This window comes from Nocardioides sp. (genome assembly GCF_036274455.1).
Lineage (GTDB): Bacteria > Actinomycetota > Actinomycetes > Propionibacteriales > Nocardioidaceae > Nocardioides.
This window is the reverse complement of record NZ_DASUFR010000001.1, coordinates 1-21,261: the sequence shown is the minus strand read 5'-3', so window position 1 is coordinate 21,261 and position 21,261 is coordinate 1. Positions and strand designations below refer to the sequence as shown.

Here is a 21,261-nt window from a genome sequence, read left to right as displayed (position 1 = left end):
GGCACCACCCATGGGGGTGGTTTGGGGATCGGGCAGTTCGGCAACCCGCACAAGAACCGGTCACGTGGCCGGCCGGACCTCACGGGGAGGTGCGCTCAGACATCGGGTCCTCAACTCGGGAGGGAAACCGATGTTCAGTCCTCGTCACCGCTCCGTCAGCGTCGGCATCGTCGCCCTGGTGGCCTCCGCCTCGTTGGCGCTCGCGAACCAGCCGGTGAGCGCCGCGCCCCAGGCCGCAGCACGAAGCACCCAATCCACCACCTCACGCGCCGTCGCCCACACCGACCAGGGCAAGCTGGTCTCGAAGATCAAGGGCAAGACGGCCAACGGCCAGCGCGTCACCGGCACGTTCACGCCGCTCCACGTCGCGCGCAAGCACGGCGACCTGATGGTCAAGGGCCTCCTGCAGGGAGTGATCCACCAGGCGTCGGGCAACACGACGTTCAGCGCGCTCCGGAGCGTGCCCGTGAAGTCGATAGCCGGGCACCACCTCGGCCGCGATGCCGCCAAGTCGGCCGTGTCGGACCGCGCGGCGTGCAACGTCCTCCACCTGGTGCTGGGTCCGCTGGACCTCAACCTGCTGGGCCTGACGGTCCACCTCAACCAGGTGGTCCTCGACATCACCGCCGTCCCCGGCGCCGGCAACCTGCTGGGGAACCTCCTCTGCGCCGTCGCCGGACTCCTCGACGGTACGCCGATCGCAGGGCTGCTCGGCCAGATCGCCGGGCTGCTCAACCAGATCCTCGCGGCGCTGAACCTCGGCGTGTGACCCAGGCGACCCGTCCGGCTCCGGCCGGGCGGGTCCGCCCGGTCACTGGAAGCTGACGAATCGAACCTTCGGCCTGATCCGGCGCACCTCGGCCGGGGACATCCGGTGGACGTCCTCGTCGTAGAACAGCTTGAAGCCGAGGAAGAACTGGTGCGGCCGGACGACGGTGTGGAAGGTGTCGAGCTTCTGGCCCGGCGTACCGAACCCGTCGACGTGCTGGACCATGACGAGACCGCGCCGCGGCTCGATGCTGCCGATGTGGTCGATCATGTCGACCCGGAACTGGTGCAGCACGAACAGCTTCTGCGGCAGGTGGTGGCGGGCCACCAGGTCGCGCAGCCAGGCCGACACCCGGTTGACCTCGCGGGCGTCGACCGACCCGATCCGGGTGCCGGGGACGCCGTGCCTGCCCATCCGCCACTCGGGGTCGAGGGCCAGGCCGACGTAGGGGTCCTTCAGCGCCCACGCCCAGCGCTTGGCGACGGTCAGGAAGTCCGACCGGCCGGGCTGGATGTCGAGCAGGAGCAGTGCGTCGTGGCGGTGCGCGGCATCGATGTACTTCTGCACCTCGGCGCGCGGGATGTCGTGGGAGTAGTCGCCGCCCTTGCCCGGGTAGCGGTCCGCGATGGTCACGATCAGCTCGTAGACCACCTGCACGGGCTGGTGCCTGCGCGCGAACGGCTGCGCGGCGCGGTGCACCCGGCGCTGCATCTGGTCGGGGCTGGTCTCGCCGAGGACGCCGAGCGCGCCGGTCTCGGCGGTGCCGTAGTAGGCGACCAGGAACCGGCCGTCGCCGAAGATCTTCGTCTGGCCGCCGGGCAGGGTCTTGGGCGGGCCCGGCTGGGTAGCGGGCTGGGTGGCCGGAGCATTGTCGGGCTGCGAGGGACCCGCCGGGGCGCCCGAGCCGGAGTGCGACGTACCCGAGGATCCGGACGCCGACGACACCGTGACCGCCTGTGCACCTGCGTCGGGCATCGCCCCCCAGGCCGGCAGGTTGGAGGCGTCGGGTACGGCGGCCGCGATCGCGATGAGCATGGCGATGCCGAGGAGGCAGGCGACCAGGGCGGGGCGTTCGGACTTGTCCATCGAAACGGAGACGATAGGCGATCGCGTTCGGTTGCGCGGGATCCCCGCCGACCCCCCCGCCGGCGGCTCCCTCAGCCCGTGACCGCCCCGTGGGCGGCGGAGGCGACGAGCTTGCGGTACTTGGCCAGCACGCCGGTCGTGTACTTCGGCGGCAGCGGCTCCCACCCGTCCTTGCGGGAGTCCCAGCCCTCGCCCATCTCGACCTCGAGGCTGCGGTTGAGCACGTCGAGGGTGATCCGGTCGCCGTCGCGCAGGAACGCGATGGGGCCGCCGTCGACCGCCTCGGGGGCGATGTGGCCGACGCAGAGCCCCGTCGTACCCCCGGAGAACCGGCCGTCGGTGATGAGCAGGACGTCCTTGCCGAGCCCCGCGCCCTTGATCGCGCCGGTGATGGCCAGCATCTCCCGCATGCCGGGGCCACCCTTGGGTCCCTCGTAGCGGATGACCACGACGTCCCCGGCGACGATCGACCCGGCCTCGAGTGCGTCCATCGCGGCACGCTCGCCGTCGAAGACCCGCGCGGTGCCGGTGAAGACCGACTCGTCGAAGCCGGCGGTCTTGACCACCGCGCCCTCGGGCGCCAGGGACCCCTTGAGGATCGTCAGGCCGCCGGTCCTGTGGATCGGCCGGTCCAGCGAGCGGATCACGTCGTCGTCGATCGCCGGCGGGGCGAGCGCCTCGAGGTTCTCGGCCATCGTCCTCCCGGTCACGGTGAGCGCGTCGCGGTGCATCAGTCCGGCGTCCAGCAGGGCCTTCATCACCACGGGGATGCCGCCGACCTTGTCGACGTCGTTCATGACGTAGCGACCGAACGGCTTGAGGTCGCCGAGGTGCGGCACCTTGTCGCCGATCCGGTTGAAGTCGTCGATGGTGAGGTCGACGTCGGCCTCGCGCGCCATGGCCAGCAGGTGGAGTACGGCGTTGGTGGAGCCGCCCAGCGCCATGACCACGGTGATCGCGTTCTCGAAGGCCTCGCGGGTCATCACCTGCCGCGCGGTGATGCCCTGCTTGAGCAGGTTGACCACGGCCTCGCCGGAGCGGTGCGCGAACCCGTCCCGGCGGCGGTCCACCGCGGGCGGCGCGGCGCTCCCGGGCAGCGACATGCCGATCGCCTCGGCGATCGCGGCCATGGTGTTGGCGGTGTACATCCCGCCGCACGCGCCCTCGCCCGGGCAGATGGCCCGCTCGATCCGGTCCACCTCCTCGCGGCTGATCTTGCCGGCCAGGCACGCCCCGACCGCCTCGAAGGCATCGATGATCGTGACGTCGCGACCGTCGACCTGGCCGGGCATGATCGAGCCGGCGTAGAGGAAGACGGCGGCCAGGTCCAGCCGCGCGGCCGCCATCAGCATCCCGGGCAGCGACTTGTCGCAGCCGGCCAGCAGCACCGAGCCGTCGAGCCGCTCGGCCATCATCACGGTCTCGACCGAGTCGGCGATGATCTCCCGGCTGACCAGCGAGAAGTGCATGCCCTCGTGGCCCATCGAGATGCCGTCGGACACCGAGATGGTGCCGAACTCGAGCGGGTAGCCGCCGGCCGCGTGCACGCCGTTCTTGACCGCCTGCCCCAGCCGCTGCAGCGACAGGTTGCAGGGCGTGATCTCGTTCCAGCTCGACGCGACGCCGATCTGGGGCTTGGCGAAGTCCTCGTCGCCCATGCCGACCGCCCGGAGCATCCCCCGCGCCGCGGCCCGTTCGAGGCCGTCGGTCACCTCGCGCGAGCGCGGCTTGATGTCCGGGGCGCTTCCTGACTGCTCAACCATGGCGCGAGCGTACGACGCGCGCAGGGCGCGGCCGCCGCGCCGTCAGGATATGACCTGCGGGTCAGGGGCTCTCGGCGGTGGTCTTGAGCCGGGCCAGCCCCTTCTCGAAGTCCTTGCCGACCAGCCTGTCCATCGGCACGACCTTGCTGAACAGGGTCATCATCACCCCTTCGTGCTGGCCGGACATCCGCCAGGTGACGTCCGAGCCGGCGCTCGTGGGGACGATCGTGAACTCGACCTGCTGGGTGCTGCGCATCGGCTTCATGAACGCCAGCTCGATCTGGACGCGGTCCGGGGAGGAGTCGGTGATCTCCATCCAGCCCTGACCGGCCCTGCGGTTGCCCTTCCAGGCGTAGTGCGCGCCGACTCCGGAGGTCGGTCCGGTGTAGGTGCGGCTGAGCGTCGGGTCGACGTCCTCCCACGGTGACCACTCGGTCCAGTGGTGGAAGTCGTCGATGAGCCCGTGGATGCGAGCCTGGTCGGCCGCGATGGAGGTCGATCGGACGACCTCGAAGGGGGTACCCATGCGCGGGATTCTGTGACCGCGCTGTGACCCGCGCAAGGGCAATGCTGGTCGAACGGTTGCATGCGCTGGCGCAACGGGGTACCGGCTCGTCATGGCAACCGTGACGCGGGAACACGAGACACCGCGGCAGGGCCACGAGCTGCGCCGGCACGTCGGCGTGGTGGGGCTCCTGTTCGCCAGTGTCGGCTCGATCATCGGCTCCGGCTGGCTGTTCGGAGCCCTCAATGCCTCGACCGAGGCAGGCCCGGCAGCGATCATCTCGTGGGCGCTCGGCGGCGTGATGATCCTCCTGATCGCGCTCGTCTATGCCGAGCTGGGGACGATGTTCCCGCTCTCCGGAGGCGTGGTGCGCTACCCGCACATGTCCTTCGGCTCGTTCGCGAGCTTCACGACCGCGTGGATCACCTGGGTCGCGGTGGCGACCACGGCCCCCATCGAGGTCGAGGCGGCGCTGCAGTACGGCACCAAGTACGCGCCGTTCACCCACGAGCACGTCATCGACGGCGAGAGCGTGCACACGCTCACCGCACTGGGCTACGCGGCCGCCGTGGTGCTGATGGCGGTCTTCGTGGTGATCAACTACTTCGGCATCCGCTGGTTCGCCCGCATCAACAACGTGCTGGTCTGGTGGAAGCTAGGGATGATCGCCCTGGTGATCGTGGCCTTCCTGGTCACCGCCTTCCACCCGGGCAACTTCTCCGACCACGGCTTCGCCCCCAACGGCGTCCACGGCGTCTTCACCGCGGTGGCCACCTCGGGGATCGTCTTCTCCTACCTCGGCTTCCGGCAGGGCATCGAGCTGGCCGGCGAGACCGACAACCCGCGTCGCAACGTGCCCCTCGCGGTGGTGGGTTCGGTGCTGATCACGGGGGTGCTCTACATCCTGCTGCAGATCGCCTTCATCGGCGCCCTGCACCCCTCGATCCTCGACGACTCCCACGGCTGGGCCAACCTGAGCTTCGAGAACGACTTCGGCCCGCTGGCGGCGCTGGCCTCGCTGCTCGGCCTGGCCTGGCTGGCCGTCCTGCTCTACATCGACGCGATCGTGTCCCCCGGTGACACGGGGCTGATCTACACCACGATCACCGCCCGGATCTCCTACGCGGCCGCCAAGAACGGCAACGCACCCGAGGCGCTGGCCAGGACGACCAACCGGGGCGTCCCGCTGGTGAGCCTGATCGTGGCGTTCGTCGTCGGCCTGATCGTGTTCCTGCCGTTCCCCAGCTGGCAGCAGCTCGTGGGGTTCATCACCTCGGCCACGGTGATGTCCTTCGCGTCCGGCCCGCTGGTCATGGTGGCGCTGCGCAAGCAGGTCCCCGACGAGGAGCGGCCGTTCCGGCTGCCGGGCGGCCACGTCATCCCGGTGCTGGCATTCTTCGGCTCCAACCTCATCATCTACTGGTCGGGCTGGGACATCGTCTGGAAGCTGATGGTCTCGGTCCTGATCGGCTTCGCGCTGCTCGGCGCCTTCACGCTGACCGGCAAGGTGCGGTCACCGCAGCTGGACTTCCCCTCCGGCGCGGCATGGCTGCTGCCCTGGCTCGGCGGCGTCACGCTGATCTCCTACCTCGGCAACTTTCCCGACGACCCGCGCAAGGGCAACCTCGGCTGGCTGAACTTCGAGGAGTCCCTGGCGCTCATCCTGGTCTTCTCGGTCATCGTCTACGCCATCGCGTACGCCGTCCGGCTCGCTCCGGACCAGGCCAGGGAGAACATCGACACGGTGCGCGACGAGGCCGCGGTCGAGGACGCGGAGCTCGGCGCCAGCCACTGACGCCCACAGGCCCCGAGGGTCCGGGCCGCCGTCAGACGGCGGCGGCCCGGACCACCATGACGTCGGGGAGGTTGGCGACGACCTGGCGCCAGCTCTCGCCGGAGTCGACCGAGCTCCACACCGCGCCGTTGCGTGCGCCGAAGTAGAGCCCAGGGGACGCGTGGTCGTCGACGCACATCGCGTCGCGCATGACGCTCACCCAGAACAGGTCGGGCAACCCCTCACCGAGCTCCTCCCACGAGTCCCCTGCGTCCCTGGACCGCCACACCCGTGCCCGCCCCTCCGGCGGGTGGCGCCCGTCGCCACCGCTGTTCGGGAAGACGAAGACGGTGTCCGGCTCCTCCGGGTGGACCACGATGGGGAAGCCGAAGTCAGCCGGCAGGCCGTCGCCGATGTAGCTCCACGACGCGGCATGGTCATCGGACCGGTACACCCCTCCGTGGTTCTGGAGGAAGAGCCGGTCCGGGCGTGCGGGGTGCCGGGTCACCTTGTGCACGCACTGGCCGAACGGCGGGTACTGCTGGCCCTCGGGCAGGAACTCGGCCCGGATGCCCTGGTTGCGCGGCTCCCACGAGTCGCCGCCGTCGACGGTCTGGTAGACCCCACCGGTCGAGATGGCGACCGTCACCGAGTCCGGGTCGTCCGGGTGCGGCAGGATCGTGTGGAAGGCCTGGCCCCCGAACCCCGCCCCCCACTCCAGCCGGTGGGGGTGGTCCCAGAGCTTCTGCTCGAGCGCGAACGTGCGGCCGCCGTCGGTGGAGCGCCAGACCGCACCCGGCTCGGTGCCGGCCCACAGCGTGTCCGGCTCGTGGCCGGCCGCCAGCTGCCACACCCTCTCGACCGAGGCGCCGCTGCCCTCGGGGAAACGGATCCCCCCATCGTCGCCCTCGGTCCAGGTGGCGCCGAGGTCCTCGGACCGCCGGACCCGGGGGCCCAGCCAGCTCGAGGACGCGCCGGCGTACAACCGCGGTGGGTCGGTCCGGGTGTCGACCAGGCAGGAGTACACCTCCTCCATGTCGAAGTGCGGCCCGGTGAACCGCCACTCCTCGCGGGACTCGTCCGAGGTCCCGATCCAGAGGCCCTTGCGGGTCCCGACCAACAGCACCGTTCCAACCATGGTTCGCACCCTCCTGTGCACATGCTTGCCGGAGTCGCCGACACACGTCGATAGGTTGACCGGGTGGCCGGGCGGGACTCATCGCTGCGCGTCTCCCCCGTCTGGCTGGTCCTGCTCGGGATCCTGTCGGTGCAGTTCGGCGCGGCGGTGGCCAAGACGCTGTTCGACGAGGTGGCCCCGACGACCATCGTGTGGCTGCGGCTGGTCACCAGCGCCGTCGTGCTGCTGGCCGTCGCCCGGCCGGCGCTCCGCGGCCGCAGCAGGCAGGACTGGCTGGTCGTCGTCGCCTTCGGTCTCGTCCTCGGGCTGATGAACTGGTCGATCTACCAGTCCTTCGCCCGGATCCCGATCGGGCTGGCCGTCACCTTGGAGTTCGTCGGCCCGCTGACCCTTGCCGTCGTCGGCTCACGCCGCCCCCGCGACCTGGTCTGGGTCGCGCTGGCGGGGCTCGGGGTGCTGCTGCTCGGCCTCGAGCCGGGCGACCTGACCTGGGCGGGCGTGGCCTTCGCACTCCTGGCGGCCGCCTGCTGGGCGGCGTACATCCTGCTCAGTGCGCGGACCGGGCGGCGCTGGCAGGGGGTCGAGGGGCTGGCGGTGGCCAGCCTGGTCGCCACGCTGCTGCTCACCCCTGCCGCGCTGGGGCGGTACGCCGACCAGCTCGCGGACACCAGGGTCCTGGTCCTCGGAGCGCTGGTGGGGCTGCTCAGCTCGGTGATCCCCTACACCTGCGAGCTCATCGCGCTGCGCACGCTGCGCCCCGCGGTGTTCAGCATCCTGATGAGCCTCGAGCCGGCCGCGGCGGCCCTGGCCGGCTTCGTCGTCGTGCACGAGGTGCTCGGGCCGGTGCAGCTGCTCGCGATGGCCTGCGTGGTGGCCGCCAGCGTCGGAGCCACCCGCTCCGGCGCCACCATCTCCGAGCCGGTGCCGGACTGAGCTCGCGAAGGCCGGACGCGGCTGCGCGGGTCCTCAGGAATCCTTCATGGAACTGTTCACGCGCTCTTCACATCTGGGTGATGCGCTGTCGACCGGACCCGGCTAACGTCGTGGTCACTCCTTCTTCTCCCGCCCAGGAGTGCTTGTCATGCCTTCCCTCAACCCGTTCAACCCCCTCCTCGGCCGCGTCAGCGCGTGGTCGGTCGAGTCCCAGCTGGGGGCCCGGCGCAACGCGATGATCGCGAGCACCGCACTGGCCGCGAGACGAGCGGAGCGGGAGGACGTCGACGCCTTCTTCGCGTCGCTGAAGTCTCGCGAGCAGGTGCTCCAGGTGGCGGTGGCGCCCCGCCGCTGACCCTCCCGCCGCTGCTGTCGGTATCGGCGCAACCCGGCACGTCCAGCCGGGTCGGCGACCCCTGCTCCGGCAGAATCGGAGCATGCCGACCTCTGCGGCGCGGGTGGCGCCGGCGCCGAGCATCGCCTACCGCGACGTCCTCTCCGACGACGGGACCCGACTGACCGCGTGGACCAACGACGCCGAGGGCCTCATCGACGGCCCCACGGTCCTGCTGTGCAACGGGCTCGGGACCGGACCCTGGTGGTGGCCGGCGTTCCTGCGGCCCGACTGCGGGGTCCGGATCGTGTCGTGGAACCACCGTGGCACTGGTGGCTCGGACCGTCCGGAGGACCCGGCGCACTGCGGGATCGAGGCGTTCGTCGAGGACGCACTGTCGGTGATGGACCACTTCGGCATCGACCAGGCGCCGGTGATCGGCTGGTCGATGGGGGTCAACACGATGTTCGAGCTCGCGTTCCGCCACCCCGAGCGGGTCACCGGGCTGTTCGCGGTGGCCGGCGTCCCCGGTGACACCTTCGCCACCATGCTGGCGCCGTTCAAGCTGCCGCGCCTGGTCGCCCGGAGCCTGACCGTCAACGTGGCCCGGGCGCTGAAGGTGGCCGGCCGGGTGATCACGCCGGTGAGCACCCGGCTGCCGGTCGGGCCGCGTGGGATCGCGGTGCTCAGCCACAGCGGGTTCATGTTCCCGGTGATCGACCCCGAGGGGGCCGTCAACGCGGTGCGGGAGTTCCTGGTCACCCCGATCGAGTGGTACATGCACCTCGCCATCGCCACCTCCGAGCACGGCCGGGTCTCGCTCAGCAGGATCTCGGTGCCGACCGCGTTCGTCGCGGGCCGGTGGGACGTCCTCGCGGGCGCCCGCGACATGGCCTCGGCCGCGGCGCGGACCAAGGAGTCGACCTACGTCGAGCTCGAGGGCAGCCACTTCATCCAGCTGGAGCGGCCCGACACCGTCAACGCCCTGCTCCTGGAGTTCCTGGACCGGCTCTGATGCGCCGTACCGCCCTTGTGGCCGCCCTTGTGGCCGCCCTCGTCACCCTCGGCCTGGCAGGGTGCACGCAGGGTGGCGACGAGGTGACCGTCGAGGTGACCAACAGCTCCGACGTCACGCCGAGCGCGACCGCGACCGCCGGCGCCTCGGGTCCGGAGCCCGTGGTGGTGGGCACGGTCGCGACGGACCTCGAGGTTCCGTGGGGCCTGGGGTTCCTCCCGGACGGTGACGCCGTCGTCACCGAGCGCGACTCGGCCCGGGTGCTGCTCATCCACGGCGACGACCACGCCGTGACCGAGGTCGGCACGGTCGGCGACGCCGCACCGCAGGGCGAGGGCGGGCTGCTGGGCGTGGCCGTCTCACCGTCGTTCGACCAGGACCACAAGCTCTACTTCTACCTCAGCAGCGACGACGACAACCGGATCGTGACCGCCGAGCTCGACGGCGACCGGCTCGGTGACACCACGCCGATCCTCACCGGGATCCCGCTCGGCGGGATCCACGACGGCGGCCGGCTGGCGTTCGGGCCCGACGGGATGCTCTATGCCTCGACCGGCGAGACCGGCGACTCCGACCTCGCCCAGGACCGGGACTCCCTGGGCGGCAAGATCCTCCGGCTCACCCCGGACGGCAAGCCGGCGCCGGGCAACCCCTTCGGCGACTCGCCGGTCTGGTCCTTCGGTCACCGCAACGTCCAGGGGCTGGCCTTCGTCGACGGTCAGCTGTGGGCGTCGGAGTTCGGCCAGAGCACCTTCGACGAGCTGAACAAGATCGAGCCGGGCCACAACTACGGGTGGCCGATCCACGAGGGCTCCGGGGGTGCGTCCGAGGGCTACACCGACCCCCAGGCCACGTGGGACACCGACGTCGCCTCGCCCTCCGGGCTGGCCTACGCCGACGGTGCCCTCTGGCTCGGCGCGCTGCGCGGCGCCCGGCTCTGGAAGGTCCCGGTCATCGGCACCGGCGCCGACCAGGCCGCCGGCCAGCCGGAGGCGTACTTCGTCGGCGAGTACGGCCGGATGCGCACGGTGGTCGTCGCCCCCGACGGCAACCTCTGGGTCACCACCAGCAACCGCGACGGTCGCGGCGACCCCCAGGACGGCGACGACCGGATCCTCGAGATCAGCCCGACCGGCGGTTGACCTTCGCCTCCTCGGGTGGCGGTGGGTCTGCAACCACTCTCCCTGTGGACGGAGGTTGCGAGGCCACCGCTCCCCCGGGGCGCGCGGCGACGGTGCCGACCACGGTGGCGCGCTTGGCGGCCCGGCGCAGCGTGGCGAGCACAGCCGGGCCGACGACCACGATGGCGACCGCGTTGGTGAGGGCGCGGCCGGTGTCGAAGGACCCGGTCGAGGTGATGAGCGTGTAGGCCGCGAACCGCTGCAGGTTCTCGGTCAGCGGCGCCGAGGGGTCGAACGACAGCGGCGTCTGCTCGTGCCCGGGCACCACGACCCCGAGGAGGAACGGCCAGCCGGACAGGTTCATCAGGAGCCCGTAGGCGTAGGCCGCGACCACGCCGTACGCCGCGAGCATGGCGATCTCCGCCCGGCCGGTGACCCGGCGGGGCAGCAGCCCGGCGCCCATGCCGACCCAGGCCGAGACGAGCATCTGGAACGGCAGCCACGGACCGACCCCGGCGGTCATCAGGGCCGAGGCGAACAGCGAGGTCACCCCGAGCACGAAGCCGAAGCCCGCTCCGAACACCCGTCCGGCGAGCACGAGCAGGAAGAACACCAGCTCGACGCCGCCGGTCCCGGCCGAGAGGCCGCGCAGGATCGCGATCAGCGCCGACAGCACCCCCAGCACCGCCAGCACGCGCGTGTCGAGACCGCCGTTGCTCAGCTCGGAGAGGATCACCGCGATCACCACGGGCAGCAGGGCCAGGAACAGGAACGGCGGGTCCACCCGCTCGGTCGGCTGGACCCGCAGCAGCAACGGCCAGACCATCATCATCAGCCCACCCAGCGAGGCGACGGTGAGGATCACCGCCGAGCGGAGCGAGAGCGGGACGGCGTTCACCTGCTTTTCGGGGTCCCCGCGGCGTTGTTCGCCGGAGGAGCGGAGCGGGGGAGACGAAGAACGCCGTGGGGTGATCACTGGACGAGCACCCCGACGACCTCGTCGATCCGCAGCCACGGCGGGCCGAGCACCTTGGTCACCTGCGGCGCGAACGCCGGTGACTCGGCCACCACCCGGCGCACCGGTCCGGAGGAGACGACCTCGCCCTCGGCCAGCACGACCACGTCGTCGGCGACCAGGGCGGTGAACTCCACGTCGTGCGTCGACACCAGCACGGTGCGGCCCTCGGCCGCGAGTCCTCGCAGCGCCGCGGCCAGGACGCGCTTGGCCCGGTAGTCGAGACCGCGCGTCGGCTCGTCGAGCAGCACCACGGGCGGTCGGGACGCGAGGACCAGCGCGAGGGAGAGCGAGAGCCGCTGACCCTCCGACAGGTCGCGCGGGTGCTGGTCGCCCGGGATGCCCGGTGCCAGGGAGTCCAGGATGGCCCGGGTCCCGTCCCCACCGGCCGCGCACTCCTCGTCGACGGTCTCGAGGTAGAGCAGGTCGGCGGCCTCCTGCGGCAGCAGCCCGACCACCGAACGACGCTCGGCCGGCCGCAGCGAGGCCGGGTCGACCGGATCGCTCCCGCCGACGGCCACGGTCCCGGACCGCCGCGGGCCGCTGCCCTGCAGGGCCCACAGCAGAGACGACTTGCCCGAGCCGTTGCGGCCCATCAGCGCGGTGACCCGCCCCCGCTGCAGGGTCAGTGACAGGTCGCGGAGCGCCACGGTGCGGCCGTGCACGACGGTCAGTCCGCTCACCACCGCTCCCGCTGGAGCCGTGGCCGGCAGGTCTTCCGGGGGCGCGGGCAGCGAGAGCGACGCAGCGCGGCGCCGGGCGTCGCGCACGGTGAGCGGCAGTGGCGACCACCGCGCGGCGCGGCCCAGCTCGACCAGTGGGGGTACGACGGGCGAGGTGGCCAGCACCGACGCCGGGTCTCCCACGACCAGCGACCCGTCGCTGACCAGGCAGAGCCGGTCGGCGAAGGGCACCACCCGCTCCAGCCGGTGCTCGGCGAGCAGCACGGAGACGCCGAGGTCGTGGACCAGGCGGGTGATGGTGGCCAGCACGTCCTCGGCCGCGGTGGGGTCGAGCGCCGACGTCGGCTCGTCGAGCACCAGCAGCCGCGGGTGCATGGTCAGCACCGAGCCGATGGCCACGCGCTGCTGCTGTCCGCCGGACAGGGTCTTGAGGTCACGGTCGCGGAGGTCGGCGATGCCGAGGAGGTCGAGGGTCTCCTCCACCCGCCGCCGCATCGTCTCCGGCGGCAGCCCGAGCTGCTCCATCCCGTAGGCCAGCTCCTCCTCCACCGTGTCGGTGACGAACCCCGCCAGCGGCTCCTGCCCGACGTACCCGACGAGGTGCGCCCGTTCACGCGGTGGCGCCTCGAGCACCGAGACCCCGTCGAGGAGCACGTCGCCGCGCAGGGTGCCGCCCGAGAAGCGCGGCACCAGACCGGTGACCACGCCGAGCAGCGTGGACTTCCCCGAGCCGGTGGGGCCGGTCACCACGACCAGCTCGCCCTCCGGGACCGAGAGCGTCACGTCCGAGAGCACCGCCACGTCGTCGTAGGAGAAGGAGATGTCGCGCAGCTCCAGCAGGCTCATGCGAGCACCACCCGGGGCTCGGGTGCGGCCACGGCCGGGATCAGGCCGACGAGGCAGCCGGCCAGCGCTGCGGGCGTCACCGGCGGGAACGACGTCAGCCCCGGATAGGCCACCAGCAGCTGGTGCTGCGAGACCCACCAGGCGATGACCGCGGTCGTGACGCCGGAGGCCATCACCACCAGCTCCGGCCACTGCCACGGGTCGGGGCGGTAGCGGCTCCGGCCGACCCGGCGCCCGGCCAGGACCAGGCCGGTCACCGCGGCGGCGACGCCGAGGACCAGCATCGGCGTGGCCAGCACCCGGGGCGCGGTGTGGTCGAGCCCGGCGTAGACCCCGACCGCCACCCCGCAGACGCCGAGCAGCATCAGCCCCCCGGTGAGCCGGCGCTCACCTGCCGGGGCGCCGGCCGAGCGGCCGTAGCCCCGGGTGTCCATGCCCGCGGCCAGGCTGAGCGACCGCTCGAGGGCGCCCTCGAGGACCGGGACCAGGTAGCGGCGCAGCCGGCCGGTGCGGCGGGAGTCGCCCGCGCGCAGGGCCTGGGCGGACCGGACCCGCCGGGCGCTCTCCACGAGCTGGGGAAGCATGATCACCGCCACCACCAGGGCCGACCCGATCTCGTGCAGGGCCGCCGGCACCGAACGGAGCAGCCGCTTGGGGTTGGCCAGCGCGTTGGCCGCGCCGACGCAGACCAGGATGGTGCCGAGCCTGAGGCCGTCGTAGAGGCCGGCGAGCAGCGACTCCAGCGTGACCGGTCCCAGAAGGTGCAGCCCGAGGACCCAGTCGGGCAGCGGGACCTCCGGGAGGTCCAGCAGCACGCTGCCGCCCTGCTCACCACCGCCCAGCAGCACCCGGAACGCCACCCGCGTCGCCACCACGACCACCGCGACCACGACGTAGACCCGGAACGTCGCTGCCCAGGGCTGCTCCGAGCGCCGGGCCAGCACCACCACGGTCGCCACGCCGGCGAGGGTCAGCAGTACCAGCGGGTTCGTCGTGAACGACGCCGCGGTCGCGAGGCCGAGGGCCCAGACCCACCAGGCAACGGGATGCAGGTCCCGGGGCAGCCGCGCGCCACTCACCGGGCGATTCTCCCGGAGCGCGGCGGGGCTACTGCGCGTCCGCCCTCGGGGCCGCCTTGAACATGCTCGGGGGCTCCGGTGGCGGCGGTGGGGCCGGTCGCTCGTCGTTGCGGGAGGAGGACCTGACCCGGGCCAGCATCGGCCGGTTGCCCCGGCCGAGCACCCCACCGAGCAGAGCCAGCATCGAGGTGAGCACCAGCAGGATCCCCGGCACCACCCACACCGGAGCGCTCGTCGTCTCCACCGGCTCCGAGCTGCTCAGGTAGGTGTCGTACTCGGCGGCCGCGGAGTCGCTCGGGTCGGTGCTCGCGGTGACGACCGGAGCCACGGCCTCGGTCGACACGGCAGCGGCCGGCGTGGTCGGTGCCTTCGTCGGAGCCTTCGTCGGTGCCTTGGTGGGCGACGTGGTCGGCGCGGGAGGCGTCGCGCTGGGCGTGCTCGGCGGGACGTAGGGCGGGCTGCTCGAGCCGGACGAGGTGTGCCCGCTCGACGAGGAGTGGTTGCCGCTCGAGCTCGACCCGCTGTTGTGGCTGCCGCCGCTGTTGTGGTTGCCCGAGCTGTGGGTCGCCTGGTGGTGGTTGGAGCCGCTCTGGTGAGGCTTCGTGGTCGGCTTCTTGGTCGGCTTCTTGGTGGGCTTCGGCGGCGGAGCCTGGGTCTGCGGCGGATCCGGTGGCGGTGGTGGTGCCGCGGTCGGCGTCATCTGGGTCGGCAGGACCGCAGCCGGTGCGACGCCCGCGACGCCGCCCGACCCGGACGCGCTCTGCGGCCACCAGGCCACCAGGCACGCGGCGAGGCCCAGCAACGCTGCGACGGCGATGCGGGCGACGTACGCCAAGGTCCTGTTCACCACGCCCTCCCTGGCCCCATGACGGACGATGGATAAGCCCCGGACTTGGAAAGTACAGCACTCGAAATGCCTCGTCAGGAAAACGCAACATCTATGGGCTAGGCCGGTGCCGGCGCCGCAGAAGCACGAGCGTGAGACCGGTCAAGACCAGCACTCCGAGCACCGCCGGGACCACCCAGACGGGCAGCGACCCGCCGGTGCCGGGCTCGTCCGCCTCCGAGGTGACCGACGCGGGCGCGACGTCGGAGGAGGACGTCGCGGCGGTGGCCGCAGGGGAGGTCGTGGCGGGCAGGCTCGCCGGGTCCGTCGGTGTGGGCGTGGGCGTCGGCGTCACCGAGCCGGTGGCGTCGGCTCCCGCCTCGTCCGTGGCGGGCGGCACCGTCGTCGGGCCGGCCGACGGCGTGCTGTCCGGCTTGCTGGTGGGCTTGCTGGTGGGCTTGCTGGTGGGCTTGGTCGACGGCTTGGGTGTCGGTCCGGCCGAGTGATGGCCGCCGTTCCCGCCGCCGCTGCCGCCGTTGCCGCCACCGCCACTTCCGCCGCCGGAGGTTGGGGACGGTGCCGTGGAGGGCGTCGGCGACGGGCTGCTGGAGTGTGCGGTGGCCGGTACGCCGGGAGCGTGCTGGCCGCCGTTCTGCCAGGCGAAGCCCACGTAGCCGCCGTCGGGGATCGTCAACGACCCGGCCCCGACCGAGGCGTAGCTCCACGAGCCCGACCTGCCGTCGGACCAGAAGAGTCCCCAGTAGGCGTTGGTGGGCGGGGTGCGCACGCAGGGGTCGGACGACGGCTGACCGTCGATGCGGCACACGAAGCCCGGCTGCTGCTGGACGTAGGTGAGCGAGAAGCCGGCGCCCTCGAAGATGGACGACGCGGCCTTGCCGCCGCCGGAGGCGCTGCACACCTGCTCGATGCCGCCACCCAGCGCCCCGTGGTCGACGACCACGGTGACGCCGGACGACCCCGAGCAGGCGGCCGCGGTGGCGGGTGCGGTGGTGCCCGAGACGATGCCCACCCCGGCCGCCGCGGTCGTGACGACCGCGGCGGCCAGGCGGGCGGTGAGGGACCGCATCGTCAGCCGACCACCCGGAAGGCGGCGGTGCCGGTGCGGTTCTTGAACTGGCCGACCACCTTCAGCTTGTGCTTGCCGACCTTGAGCTTCGCGGCGAAGCCGCCCTTGAAGACGCCCTTCTTGTTGGCCTTGCCCCTGGCCACGAGCCTGCCGTCGACGTAGAGCCTGACCTTCTCCTTCGCGCCCAGCTTCTTGACCGTGACCGCCGCGCGGTGGCCCCGGTGCACGGTCTTGGCCAGCTTCGGCTTCAGCCGCGCCTTGCCGAGCACCTTGACGGTGCCGGTGGCCTTGCCCGGTCCGGTGGTCGCGGTGACGGTCACGTCACCGCCCTTGCGGGCCGTCGTGACCTCGTAGCTCAGCGCAGCACCGGTCCCGGTCAGGGCGGCGCTCCCCCCGGTCGAGTCGCTGACACAGACCCGCTCGCCCTTCGCGACGCCAGTGATGCTCACCCGGACGTGACTCCCGCCCTTGACGAACTTCGAGGGGGGCTTCACCTGGACGGTCGCCGGAGCCGCGGGGTCCCAGGCGAGCGTCGGGGTGGCCTGCGCCGTCGACACCTTCCACTGCTGCAGGTCGGTGATGCCGGCCGACTGCGCCGCCGCGAGCTCGGCAGGTCCGAACGCCACCGCGCCGACGTCACCGGCGAGCGGACCGGTCTGCCCCGGGGGCACCTGCACGCCGCGGATCCAGGCCGCCGCCCTGGTCGCCGCGTCGACCGCGCACGATTGGCCCAGGGCCGCACCCGCGAGTCCGGTGCTGTTGCTGTTGGGTTTGCTGTCCTCGTCGGTGAAGGACCCGTCCGCGGCCTGGATGGACCGCAGCCAGGCGACCGCCTTGTCCACCGCGGCCTTGACCATCGGGTCGGCGTACTGGTCCTGGAGGCCGAGTACGGCGTAGGCGGTCACGTCCGGACCGGTGGGTGCGGCCGGGTTGGTGATGCAGCCCTGCTGGGGGTCGGCCGGGTCGGAGAAGGCCAGCCGGAACTCTCCGTCCGGGCACTGCTGCTTGAGCAGGAACGCGCGCACCGAGGCCGCCTTCGGGCTGTTGACGGCCGCGAGCCCCTGGGTCGCGAACGACTGACCGATGGTGTTGGCGAAGTCGCCGAAGGTGCTGATGTCGGCGATCCGCCCGGCCGTCGCTGGGGCGGAGCTCACGGTGGCCTCCAGCCGGCTGACCAGGTTCACCCCGCCGAACGACGTGGGGTCACCACCGCTCCGGACGACGAACGACAGCGCCTTCGCGGTGGGCCCGGCGTAGGTGCTGCCCGGGTCGTCCGGCTCGAAGGCGATGTAGTCGTTGATCGAGCCCGCGAGGGCATCGCGGATCTGGCCGACCGCGGCCGTGTTGCCCATGGCCAGCTCGGCGAGGCCGGCATCGATGTTGAAGCCGTTGTTGAAGCCCTCCGGGAAGAGCTGGCCGTTCACGAGCTTGCCCGTGATCCAGCCCGCGGCCGAGCCGCCGGCCGGGGACGGGTCGGCGGACGCCGGCGACGTGCCGAGCCCGGAGACCGCGAGTGCGAAGCCGGCGGAGACAGCGGCGAGCCGGCGCAGGGTGGTGCTGGTCATGAGGTTCCTTCCCGCTGCACAACGGGAGGGCTCGGGAGCCGACCCGCTGCTTTCCTCGACAGCGTGAGATCAGGACGCGTCGCAGCGGGTGCTCCGGCTCGCACGTTCCTCCCCGGGACTGCGGGGGTGAGCGCGCCTACGGTTGCGGGTCAGCGCCGGACTTGGACCGGCTTCCCCCACGGCGGGCGTGATGAATGGAGTTGTGCCCGAGCAGGTTACCGCGTGCCCGTCAGCCCAGCTTCTCCAGGATCAGCTCGCGGACCCGGGCGGCGTCGGCCTGGCCCCTCATCTCCTTCATCACCGCGCCGATGAGCGCGCCGGCGGCGGCCACCTTGCCGTCGCGGATCTTGTCCGCGACGTCGGGGTTGGCCGCGATCGCGGCCTCGACGGCGGCCGAGAGCGCGCCGTCGTCGGAGACGATCGCGAGGCCGCGGGCCGCCACGATCGCGTCCGGCGTTCCCTCGCCGGCGAAGAGGCCGTCGAAGACCTGCCGGGCCAGCTTGTCGTTGATCGCGCCCTCGTCGACCAGGGCCTGGACCCGCGCCACGTCGGCAGGGCTCACGCTCAGGTCCGCCAGCTCGACTCCCTGGTCGTTGGCCCGGCGGGCCAGCTCGCCGAGCCACCACTTGCGGGCCGCCTGGGGAGCCGCGCCGGCGGCGACGGTCTCCTCGACCAGGCTGAGCGCGCCGGCGCCGACGGTGTCACGCATCTCCAGGTCGCTGAAGCCCCACTCCTCCTGCAGCCGGGCACGCTTCTCGGTGGGGTTCTCCGGGAGCGTGCCGCGCAGCTCCTCGACCCACGTCCGCGACGGCGCGATCGGCACCAGGTCCGGCTCGGGGAAGTAGCGGTAGTCCTCGGCGTCCGACTTCTCCCGGCCGCTCGTGGTGATGCCGGTGTCCTCGTGCCAGTGCCGGGTCTCCTGCAGTACGCCGGAGCCGGAGTCGAGCACCGCGGCGTGCCGCTGCATCTCGTAGCGCACGGCCCGCTCGACCGAGCGGAAGGAGTTGACGTTCTTGGTCTCGGTGCGGGTGCCCAACGTCCCGGAGCCCTTGGGCGCCAGCGAGAGGTTGACGTCGGCGCGCAGGTTGCCCTGGTCCATCCGGGCCTCGGACACGCCCAGCGCCACGATCAGGTCGCGCAGCTGGGAGACGTACGCGCGGGCCACGGCCGGCGCCTTCGCTCCCGTGCCGAGGATCGGCTTGGTGACGATCTCGATGAGCGGGATCCCGGCGCGGTTGTAGTCGACCAGCGAGTAGTCGGCGCCGTGGATGCGGCCGGTGGTGCCCACGTGGGTCGACTTCCCCGTGTCCTCCTCCATGTGCGCGCGCTCGATGCCGACCCGGACGGTCTCGCCGTCGCCCTCCTGATCAGGCAGAGTGACGTCCATCCAGCCGTCGAAGCAGATCGGCTCGTCGTACTGGGAGGTCTGGAAGTTCTTCGGCATGTCTGGATAGAAGTAGTTCTTCCGCGCGAAGCGGCACCACTCGGCGATCTGGCAGTTGAGCGCCAGCCCGATCCGGATCGCCGACTCGACCGCCTTCCGGTTCACCACCGGCATCGACCCGGGCAGGCCGAGGCAGGTCGGGCAGACGTGGGTGTTGGGCTCGCCGCCGAACGCCGCGGGGCAGCCGCAGAACATCTTGGTCGCGGTGTTGAGCTCGACGTGCACCTCGAGGCCGAGGGCCGGGTCGTAGCGCTCGAGCACCTCGTCGAAGGGGACGAGGGCGCCCTTGTCGTCAGCGGTCATCGTCATCGGGTCTCTCCGTCCAGGGCCGGTGCCTTGCCGAGCAGCGGGCCGCCCCACTGCTCCAGCAGCAGCGCTTCGAGGGCCGCGCCGACCCGGTAGACACGGTCGTCGGCGAGTGCCGGAGCGAGCACCTGGACGCCGGTCGGGAGGCCGTCCTCGTCGGCCAGGCCGCTCGGGACCGAGATGCCCGGCACGCCGGCCAGGTTGGCGGGGATGGTGGCCAGGTCGTTGAGGTACATCGCGAGCGGGTCATCGACCTTCTCGCCGATCGGGAACGCCGTGGTCGGCGCGGTGGGCGAGACCAGCACGTCGGCCTGCGCGAAGGCCGCGTCGAAGTCGCGGATGATCAGCGTCCGCATCTTCTGGGCCTGCCCGTAGTAAGCGTCGTAGTAGCCGCTCGAGAGCGCGTAGGTGCCCAGGATGATGCGGCGTTTGACCTCGTCGCCGAACCCGGCCTCGCGGGTGGCCCGCATGACCTCCTCCGCCGAGGGCGCCTCGACACCCTCGGGCTCGACGCGCAGGCCATAGCGCATCGCGTCGAAGCGTGCCAGGTTGCTGGACGCCTCGGCCGGGAGGATCAGGTAGTAGGTCGCGAGCGCGTGCACGAAGTGCGGGCACGACACCTCGACCACGTCGGCACCGGCCTTGACCAGCAGGTCGACCGACTCCTCGAACCGCTCGAGGACACCGGCCTGGTAGCCCTCGCCGCCCAGCTCGGTGACCACGCCGATCCGCACCCCGGTGAGATCCCCGCTCGCGCCCTGCTCGACCGCACCGGCCAGGTCGGGCAGCGGGTGGTCCTGCGACGTGGCGTCCTTGGGGTCGTGGCCGCCGATGACGGTGTGCAGCAGCGCTGCGTCGCGCACGGTGCGGGTGACCGGGCCGATCTGGTCGAAGGAGTTGGCCAGCGCGACCAAGCCGTAGCGGGACACGCCGCCGTACGTCGGCTTCACGCCCACGGTGCCGGTGACCGCGGCGGGCTGACGGATCGAGCCGCCGGTGTCGGTGCCGAGGGCGAGCGGGGCCTCGAAGGACGCCACGGCTGCCGCGGACCCGCCGCCGGAGCCGCCGGGGACCCGGTCGAGGTCCCACGGGTTGTGGGTCGTGCCGTACGCCGAGTGCTCGGTGGAGGAGCCCATCGCGAACTCGTCCATGTTGGTCTTGCCCAGGATCGGCAGGCCGGCGGCCCGCACCTTGGCGACCGCCGTCGCGTCGTACGGCGGGACCCAGCCCTCGAGGATCCGGGAGCCGCAGGTGGTGGCCAGGCCCTCGGTGGCCAGCACGTCCTTGATGGCGATCGGCACGCCGTCCAGCGGCGAGGCCGGCCGGCCGGCCGCCCGCCGTTCGTCGGAGGCCCGGGCTGCCGCCAGCGCCCCCTCGTCGTCGACCACGAGGAACGCGTGCAGCGCCCCCTCCACCTCGCCCATCCGGTCGAGGCAGGCCTGGGTCAGCTCCACGCTGGTGGTCGCGCCCGAGGCGAGGTCGCCGGCCAGCTCGCCCGCCGACCTCCTGAGGTCGGCGCTCACTGCTCGTCCCCGAGGATCCGCGGGACCGCGAACCGCTGGTCCTCCTGCGCCGGGGCCCCCGACAGCGCCTGCTCGGGAGTCAGGCAGTCCTCGACGACGTCCTCGCGGAAGACGTTGGTCAGCGGCAGCGGGTTGGAGCTCGGCGGCACGTCGTCACCGGCCACGCCCTGGATCGACGCGACCGACTCGAGGATCACCGACAGCTGAGGGGCCAGGTGGTCGAGCTCGGCCTCGGAGAGGTCGATCCGGGCGAGGTCGGCCAGGTGGGCCACCTCGTCGCGGGAGAGCGCTTCGGGCATGCCTTTCATCCTATGGATGGGCGCACTCGGTTTGTTCGCCGTTGGCCGCCCGTGCGGCCCCGGCGACCCACGGTGGGTGAGGTGCGAGGAGCGCCAGCGACGAGCCTCGAGCCGGAGTGCCCAAGCAAAGCAACCGAGCCGGGGCGCCCC

19 protein-coding genes are annotated in these 21,261 nt (G+C 72.1%); 6 read left to right on the top strand and 13 right to left on the bottom strand.

Annotation, left to right across the window (positions count from 1 at the left end; genetic code table 11):
- Positions 1 to 130 precede the first annotated feature (130 nt).
- Positions 131 to 769: a hypothetical protein gene (locus VFV89_RS00095; RefSeq protein WP_329703847.1), complete on the top strand. Its 639-nt coding sequence runs from the start codon at positions 131 to 133 to the stop codon at positions 767 to 769.
- Positions 770 to 811: 42 nt separating this feature from the next.
- Here VFV89_RS00095 and VFV89_RS00090 read toward each other — a convergent pair whose 3' ends face one another.
- The 3 genes from VFV89_RS00090 to VFV89_RS00080 all read right to left on the bottom strand — a co-directional run bounded on the left by VFV89_RS00090 (position 812) and on the right by VFV89_RS00080 (position 4,144).
- On the bottom strand, positions 812 to 1,855 hold the full coding sequence (locus VFV89_RS00090; RefSeq protein WP_329703846.1) for a hypothetical protein: 1,044 nt from the start codon (positions 1,853 to 1,855) through the stop codon (positions 812 to 814).
- A gap of 71 nt (positions 1,856 to 1,926) precedes the next feature.
- Positions 1,927 to 3,618, bottom strand: coding sequence for a dihydroxy-acid dehydratase (ilvD, locus tag VFV89_RS00085; RefSeq protein WP_329703845.1), 1,692 nt, complete (start codon positions 3,616 to 3,618; stop codon positions 1,927 to 1,929).
- 61 nt (positions 3,619 to 3,679) lie between these two features.
- Positions 3,680 to 4,144 (bottom strand): SRPBCC family protein, encoded by a 465-nt coding sequence (locus tag VFV89_RS00080; protein ID WP_329703844.1) that lies wholly within the window; start codon positions 4,142 to 4,144, stop codon positions 3,680 to 3,682.
- Between the two features lie 91 nt (positions 4,145 to 4,235).
- Here VFV89_RS00080 and VFV89_RS00075 point away from each other — a divergent pair, with 91 nt between their 5' ends.
- Positions 4,236 to 5,918, top strand: coding sequence for an APC family permease (locus VFV89_RS00075; protein ID WP_329703843.1), 1,683 nt, complete (start codon positions 4,236 to 4,238; stop codon positions 5,916 to 5,918).
- Positions 5,919 to 5,949: 31 nt separating this feature from the next.
- Here VFV89_RS00075 and VFV89_RS00070 read toward each other — a convergent pair whose 3' ends face one another.
- Positions 5,950 to 7,035 carry an exo-alpha-sialidase gene (locus VFV89_RS00070; protein WP_329703842.1) on the bottom strand — a complete coding sequence of 362 codons (1,086 nt, stop codon included), beginning with the start codon at positions 7,033 to 7,035 and terminating at the stop codon, positions 5,950 to 5,952.
- A 63-nt stretch (positions 7,036 to 7,098) separates the two neighbouring features.
- On the opposite strand from VFV89_RS00070, the gene VFV89_RS00065 reads away from it, so the two are divergent.
- The 4 genes from VFV89_RS00065 to VFV89_RS00050 all read left to right on the top strand — a co-directional run bounded on the left by VFV89_RS00065 (position 7,099) and on the right by VFV89_RS00050 (position 10,459).
- The gene (locus VFV89_RS00065) at positions 7,099 to 7,968 is read left to right on the top strand and encodes an EamA family transporter (RefSeq protein ID WP_329703841.1); all 870 of its coding nucleotides are present in this window, start codon (positions 7,099 to 7,101) and stop codon (positions 7,966 to 7,968) included.
- A 148-nt stretch (positions 7,969 to 8,116) separates the two neighbouring features.
- On the top strand, positions 8,117 to 8,323 hold the full coding sequence (locus tag VFV89_RS00060) for a hypothetical protein (protein WP_329703840.1): 207 nt from the start codon (positions 8,117 to 8,119) through the stop codon (positions 8,321 to 8,323).
- A gap of 82 nt (positions 8,324 to 8,405) precedes the next feature.
- Positions 8,406 to 9,317, top strand: coding sequence for an alpha/beta hydrolase (locus VFV89_RS00055; protein WP_329703839.1), 912 nt, complete (start codon positions 8,406 to 8,408; stop codon positions 9,315 to 9,317).
- On the top strand, positions 9,317 to 10,459 hold the full coding sequence (locus tag VFV89_RS00050) for a PQQ-dependent sugar dehydrogenase (protein ID WP_329703838.1): 1,143 nt from the start codon (positions 9,317 to 9,319) through the stop codon (positions 10,457 to 10,459). The genes VFV89_RS00055 and VFV89_RS00050 overlap by 1 nt, the downstream gene beginning before the upstream one ends.
- On the opposite strand, the gene VFV89_RS00045 is transcribed toward VFV89_RS00050, so the two are convergent.
- The 9 genes from VFV89_RS00045 to gatC form a co-directional block, all read right to left on the bottom strand.
- Positions 10,440 to 11,336 (bottom strand): ECF transporter S component, encoded by an 897-nt coding sequence (locus VFV89_RS00045; protein ID WP_414690328.1) that lies wholly within the window; start codon positions 11,334 to 11,336, stop codon positions 10,440 to 10,442. The two genes, VFV89_RS00050 and VFV89_RS00045, sit on opposite strands and share 20 nt — an antisense overlap.
- Positions 11,337 to 11,410: 74 nt before the next feature.
- A complete protein-coding gene (locus tag VFV89_RS00040; RefSeq protein ID WP_329703837.1) occupies positions 11,411 to 12,982 on the bottom strand; it encodes an ABC transporter ATP-binding protein in 1,572 nt (523 codons plus the stop codon).
- On the bottom strand, positions 12,979 to 14,061 hold the full coding sequence (locus tag VFV89_RS00035) for an energy-coupling factor transporter transmembrane component T (protein ID WP_329703836.1): 1,083 nt from the start codon (positions 14,059 to 14,061) through the stop codon (positions 12,979 to 12,981). The genes VFV89_RS00040 and VFV89_RS00035 overlap by 4 nt, the downstream gene beginning before the upstream one ends.
- A gap of 28 nt (positions 14,062 to 14,089) precedes the next feature.
- On the bottom strand, positions 14,090 to 14,908 hold the full coding sequence (locus VFV89_RS00030; RefSeq protein ID WP_329703835.1) for a hypothetical protein: 819 nt from the start codon (positions 14,906 to 14,908) through the stop codon (positions 14,090 to 14,092).
- 91 nt (positions 14,909 to 14,999) lie between these two features.
- Positions 15,000 to 15,974, bottom strand: a complete 975-nt coding sequence (locus VFV89_RS00025) for a hypothetical protein (protein ID WP_329703834.1) — start codon at positions 15,972 to 15,974, stop codon at positions 15,000 to 15,002.
- A 2-nt stretch (positions 15,975 to 15,976) separates the two neighbouring features.
- Positions 15,977 to 17,539, bottom strand: a complete 1,563-nt coding sequence (locus VFV89_RS00020) for a hypothetical protein (protein WP_329703833.1) — start codon at positions 17,537 to 17,539, stop codon at positions 15,977 to 15,979.
- Between the two features lie 229 nt (positions 17,540 to 17,768).
- Positions 17,769 to 19,292 (bottom strand): Asp-tRNA(Asn)/Glu-tRNA(Gln) amidotransferase subunit GatB, encoded by a 1,524-nt coding sequence (gene gatB / locus VFV89_RS00015; protein ID WP_329703832.1) that lies wholly within the window; start codon positions 19,290 to 19,292, stop codon positions 17,769 to 17,771.
- The gene (gatA, locus tag VFV89_RS00010; RefSeq protein ID WP_329703831.1) at positions 19,289 to 20,812 is read right to left on the bottom strand and encodes an Asp-tRNA(Asn)/Glu-tRNA(Gln) amidotransferase subunit GatA; all 1,524 of its coding nucleotides are present in this window, start codon (positions 20,810 to 20,812) and stop codon (positions 19,289 to 19,291) included. The genes gatB and gatA overlap by 4 nt, the downstream gene beginning before the upstream one ends.
- Positions 20,809 to 21,111 (bottom strand): Asp-tRNA(Asn)/Glu-tRNA(Gln) amidotransferase subunit GatC, encoded by a 303-nt coding sequence (gatC, locus tag VFV89_RS00005; protein ID WP_329703830.1) that lies wholly within the window; start codon positions 21,109 to 21,111, stop codon positions 20,809 to 20,811. The genes gatA and gatC overlap by 4 nt, the downstream gene beginning before the upstream one ends.
- Positions 21,112 to 21,261: the final 150 nt, after the last annotated feature.

What these genes read in the sequence shown, in the direction of transcription:
- VFV89_RS00025 (WP_329703834.1), bottom strand. Translation starts at nt 15,974, where the DNA reads ATGCGGTCCCTCACCGCCCGCCTGGCCGCCGCGGTCGTCACGACCGCG.
- ilvD (WP_329703845.1), bottom strand. Translation starts at nt 3,618, where the DNA reads ATGGTTGAGCAGTCAGGAAGCGCCCCGGACATCAAGCCGCGCTCGCGC.
- VFV89_RS00040 (WP_329703837.1), bottom strand. Translation starts at nt 12,982, where the DNA reads ATGAGCCTGCTGGAGCTGCGCGACATCTCCTTCTCCTACGACGACGTG.
- VFV89_RS00095 (WP_329703847.1), top strand. Translation starts at nt 131, where the DNA reads ATGTTCAGTCCTCGTCACCGCTCCGTCAGCGTCGGCATCGTCGCCCTG.
- VFV89_RS00090 (WP_329703846.1), bottom strand. Translation starts at nt 1,855, where the DNA reads ATGGACAAGTCCGAACGCCCCGCCCTGGTCGCCTGCCTCCTCGGCATC.
- VFV89_RS00075 (WP_329703843.1), top strand. Translation starts at nt 4,236, where the DNA reads ATGGCAACCGTGACGCGGGAACACGAGACACCGCGGCAGGGCCACGAG.
- gatC (WP_329703830.1), bottom strand. Translation starts at nt 21,111, where the DNA reads ATGCCCGAAGCGCTCTCCCGCGACGAGGTGGCCCACCTGGCCGACCTC.
- gatB (WP_329703832.1), bottom strand. Translation starts at nt 19,292, where the DNA reads ATGACGATGACCGCTGACGACAAGGGCGCCCTCGTCCCCTTCGACGAG.
- VFV89_RS00070 (WP_329703842.1), bottom strand. Translation starts at nt 7,035, where the DNA reads ATGGTTGGAACGGTGCTGTTGGTCGGGACCCGCAAGGGCCTCTGGATC.
- VFV89_RS00060 (WP_329703840.1), top strand. Translation starts at nt 8,117, where the DNA reads ATGCCTTCCCTCAACCCGTTCAACCCCCTCCTCGGCCGCGTCAGCGCG.
- VFV89_RS00080 (WP_329703844.1), bottom strand. Translation starts at nt 4,144, where the DNA reads ATGGGTACCCCCTTCGAGGTCGTCCGATCGACCTCCATCGCGGCCGAC.
- VFV89_RS00020 (WP_329703833.1), bottom strand. Translation starts at nt 17,539, where the DNA reads ATGACCAGCACCACCCTGCGCCGGCTCGCCGCTGTCTCCGCCGGCTTC.
- VFV89_RS00050 (WP_329703838.1), top strand. Translation starts at nt 9,317, where the DNA reads ATGCGCCGTACCGCCCTTGTGGCCGCCCTTGTGGCCGCCCTCGTCACC.
- VFV89_RS00055 (WP_329703839.1), top strand. Translation starts at nt 8,406, where the DNA reads ATGCCGACCTCTGCGGCGCGGGTGGCGCCGGCGCCGAGCATCGCCTAC.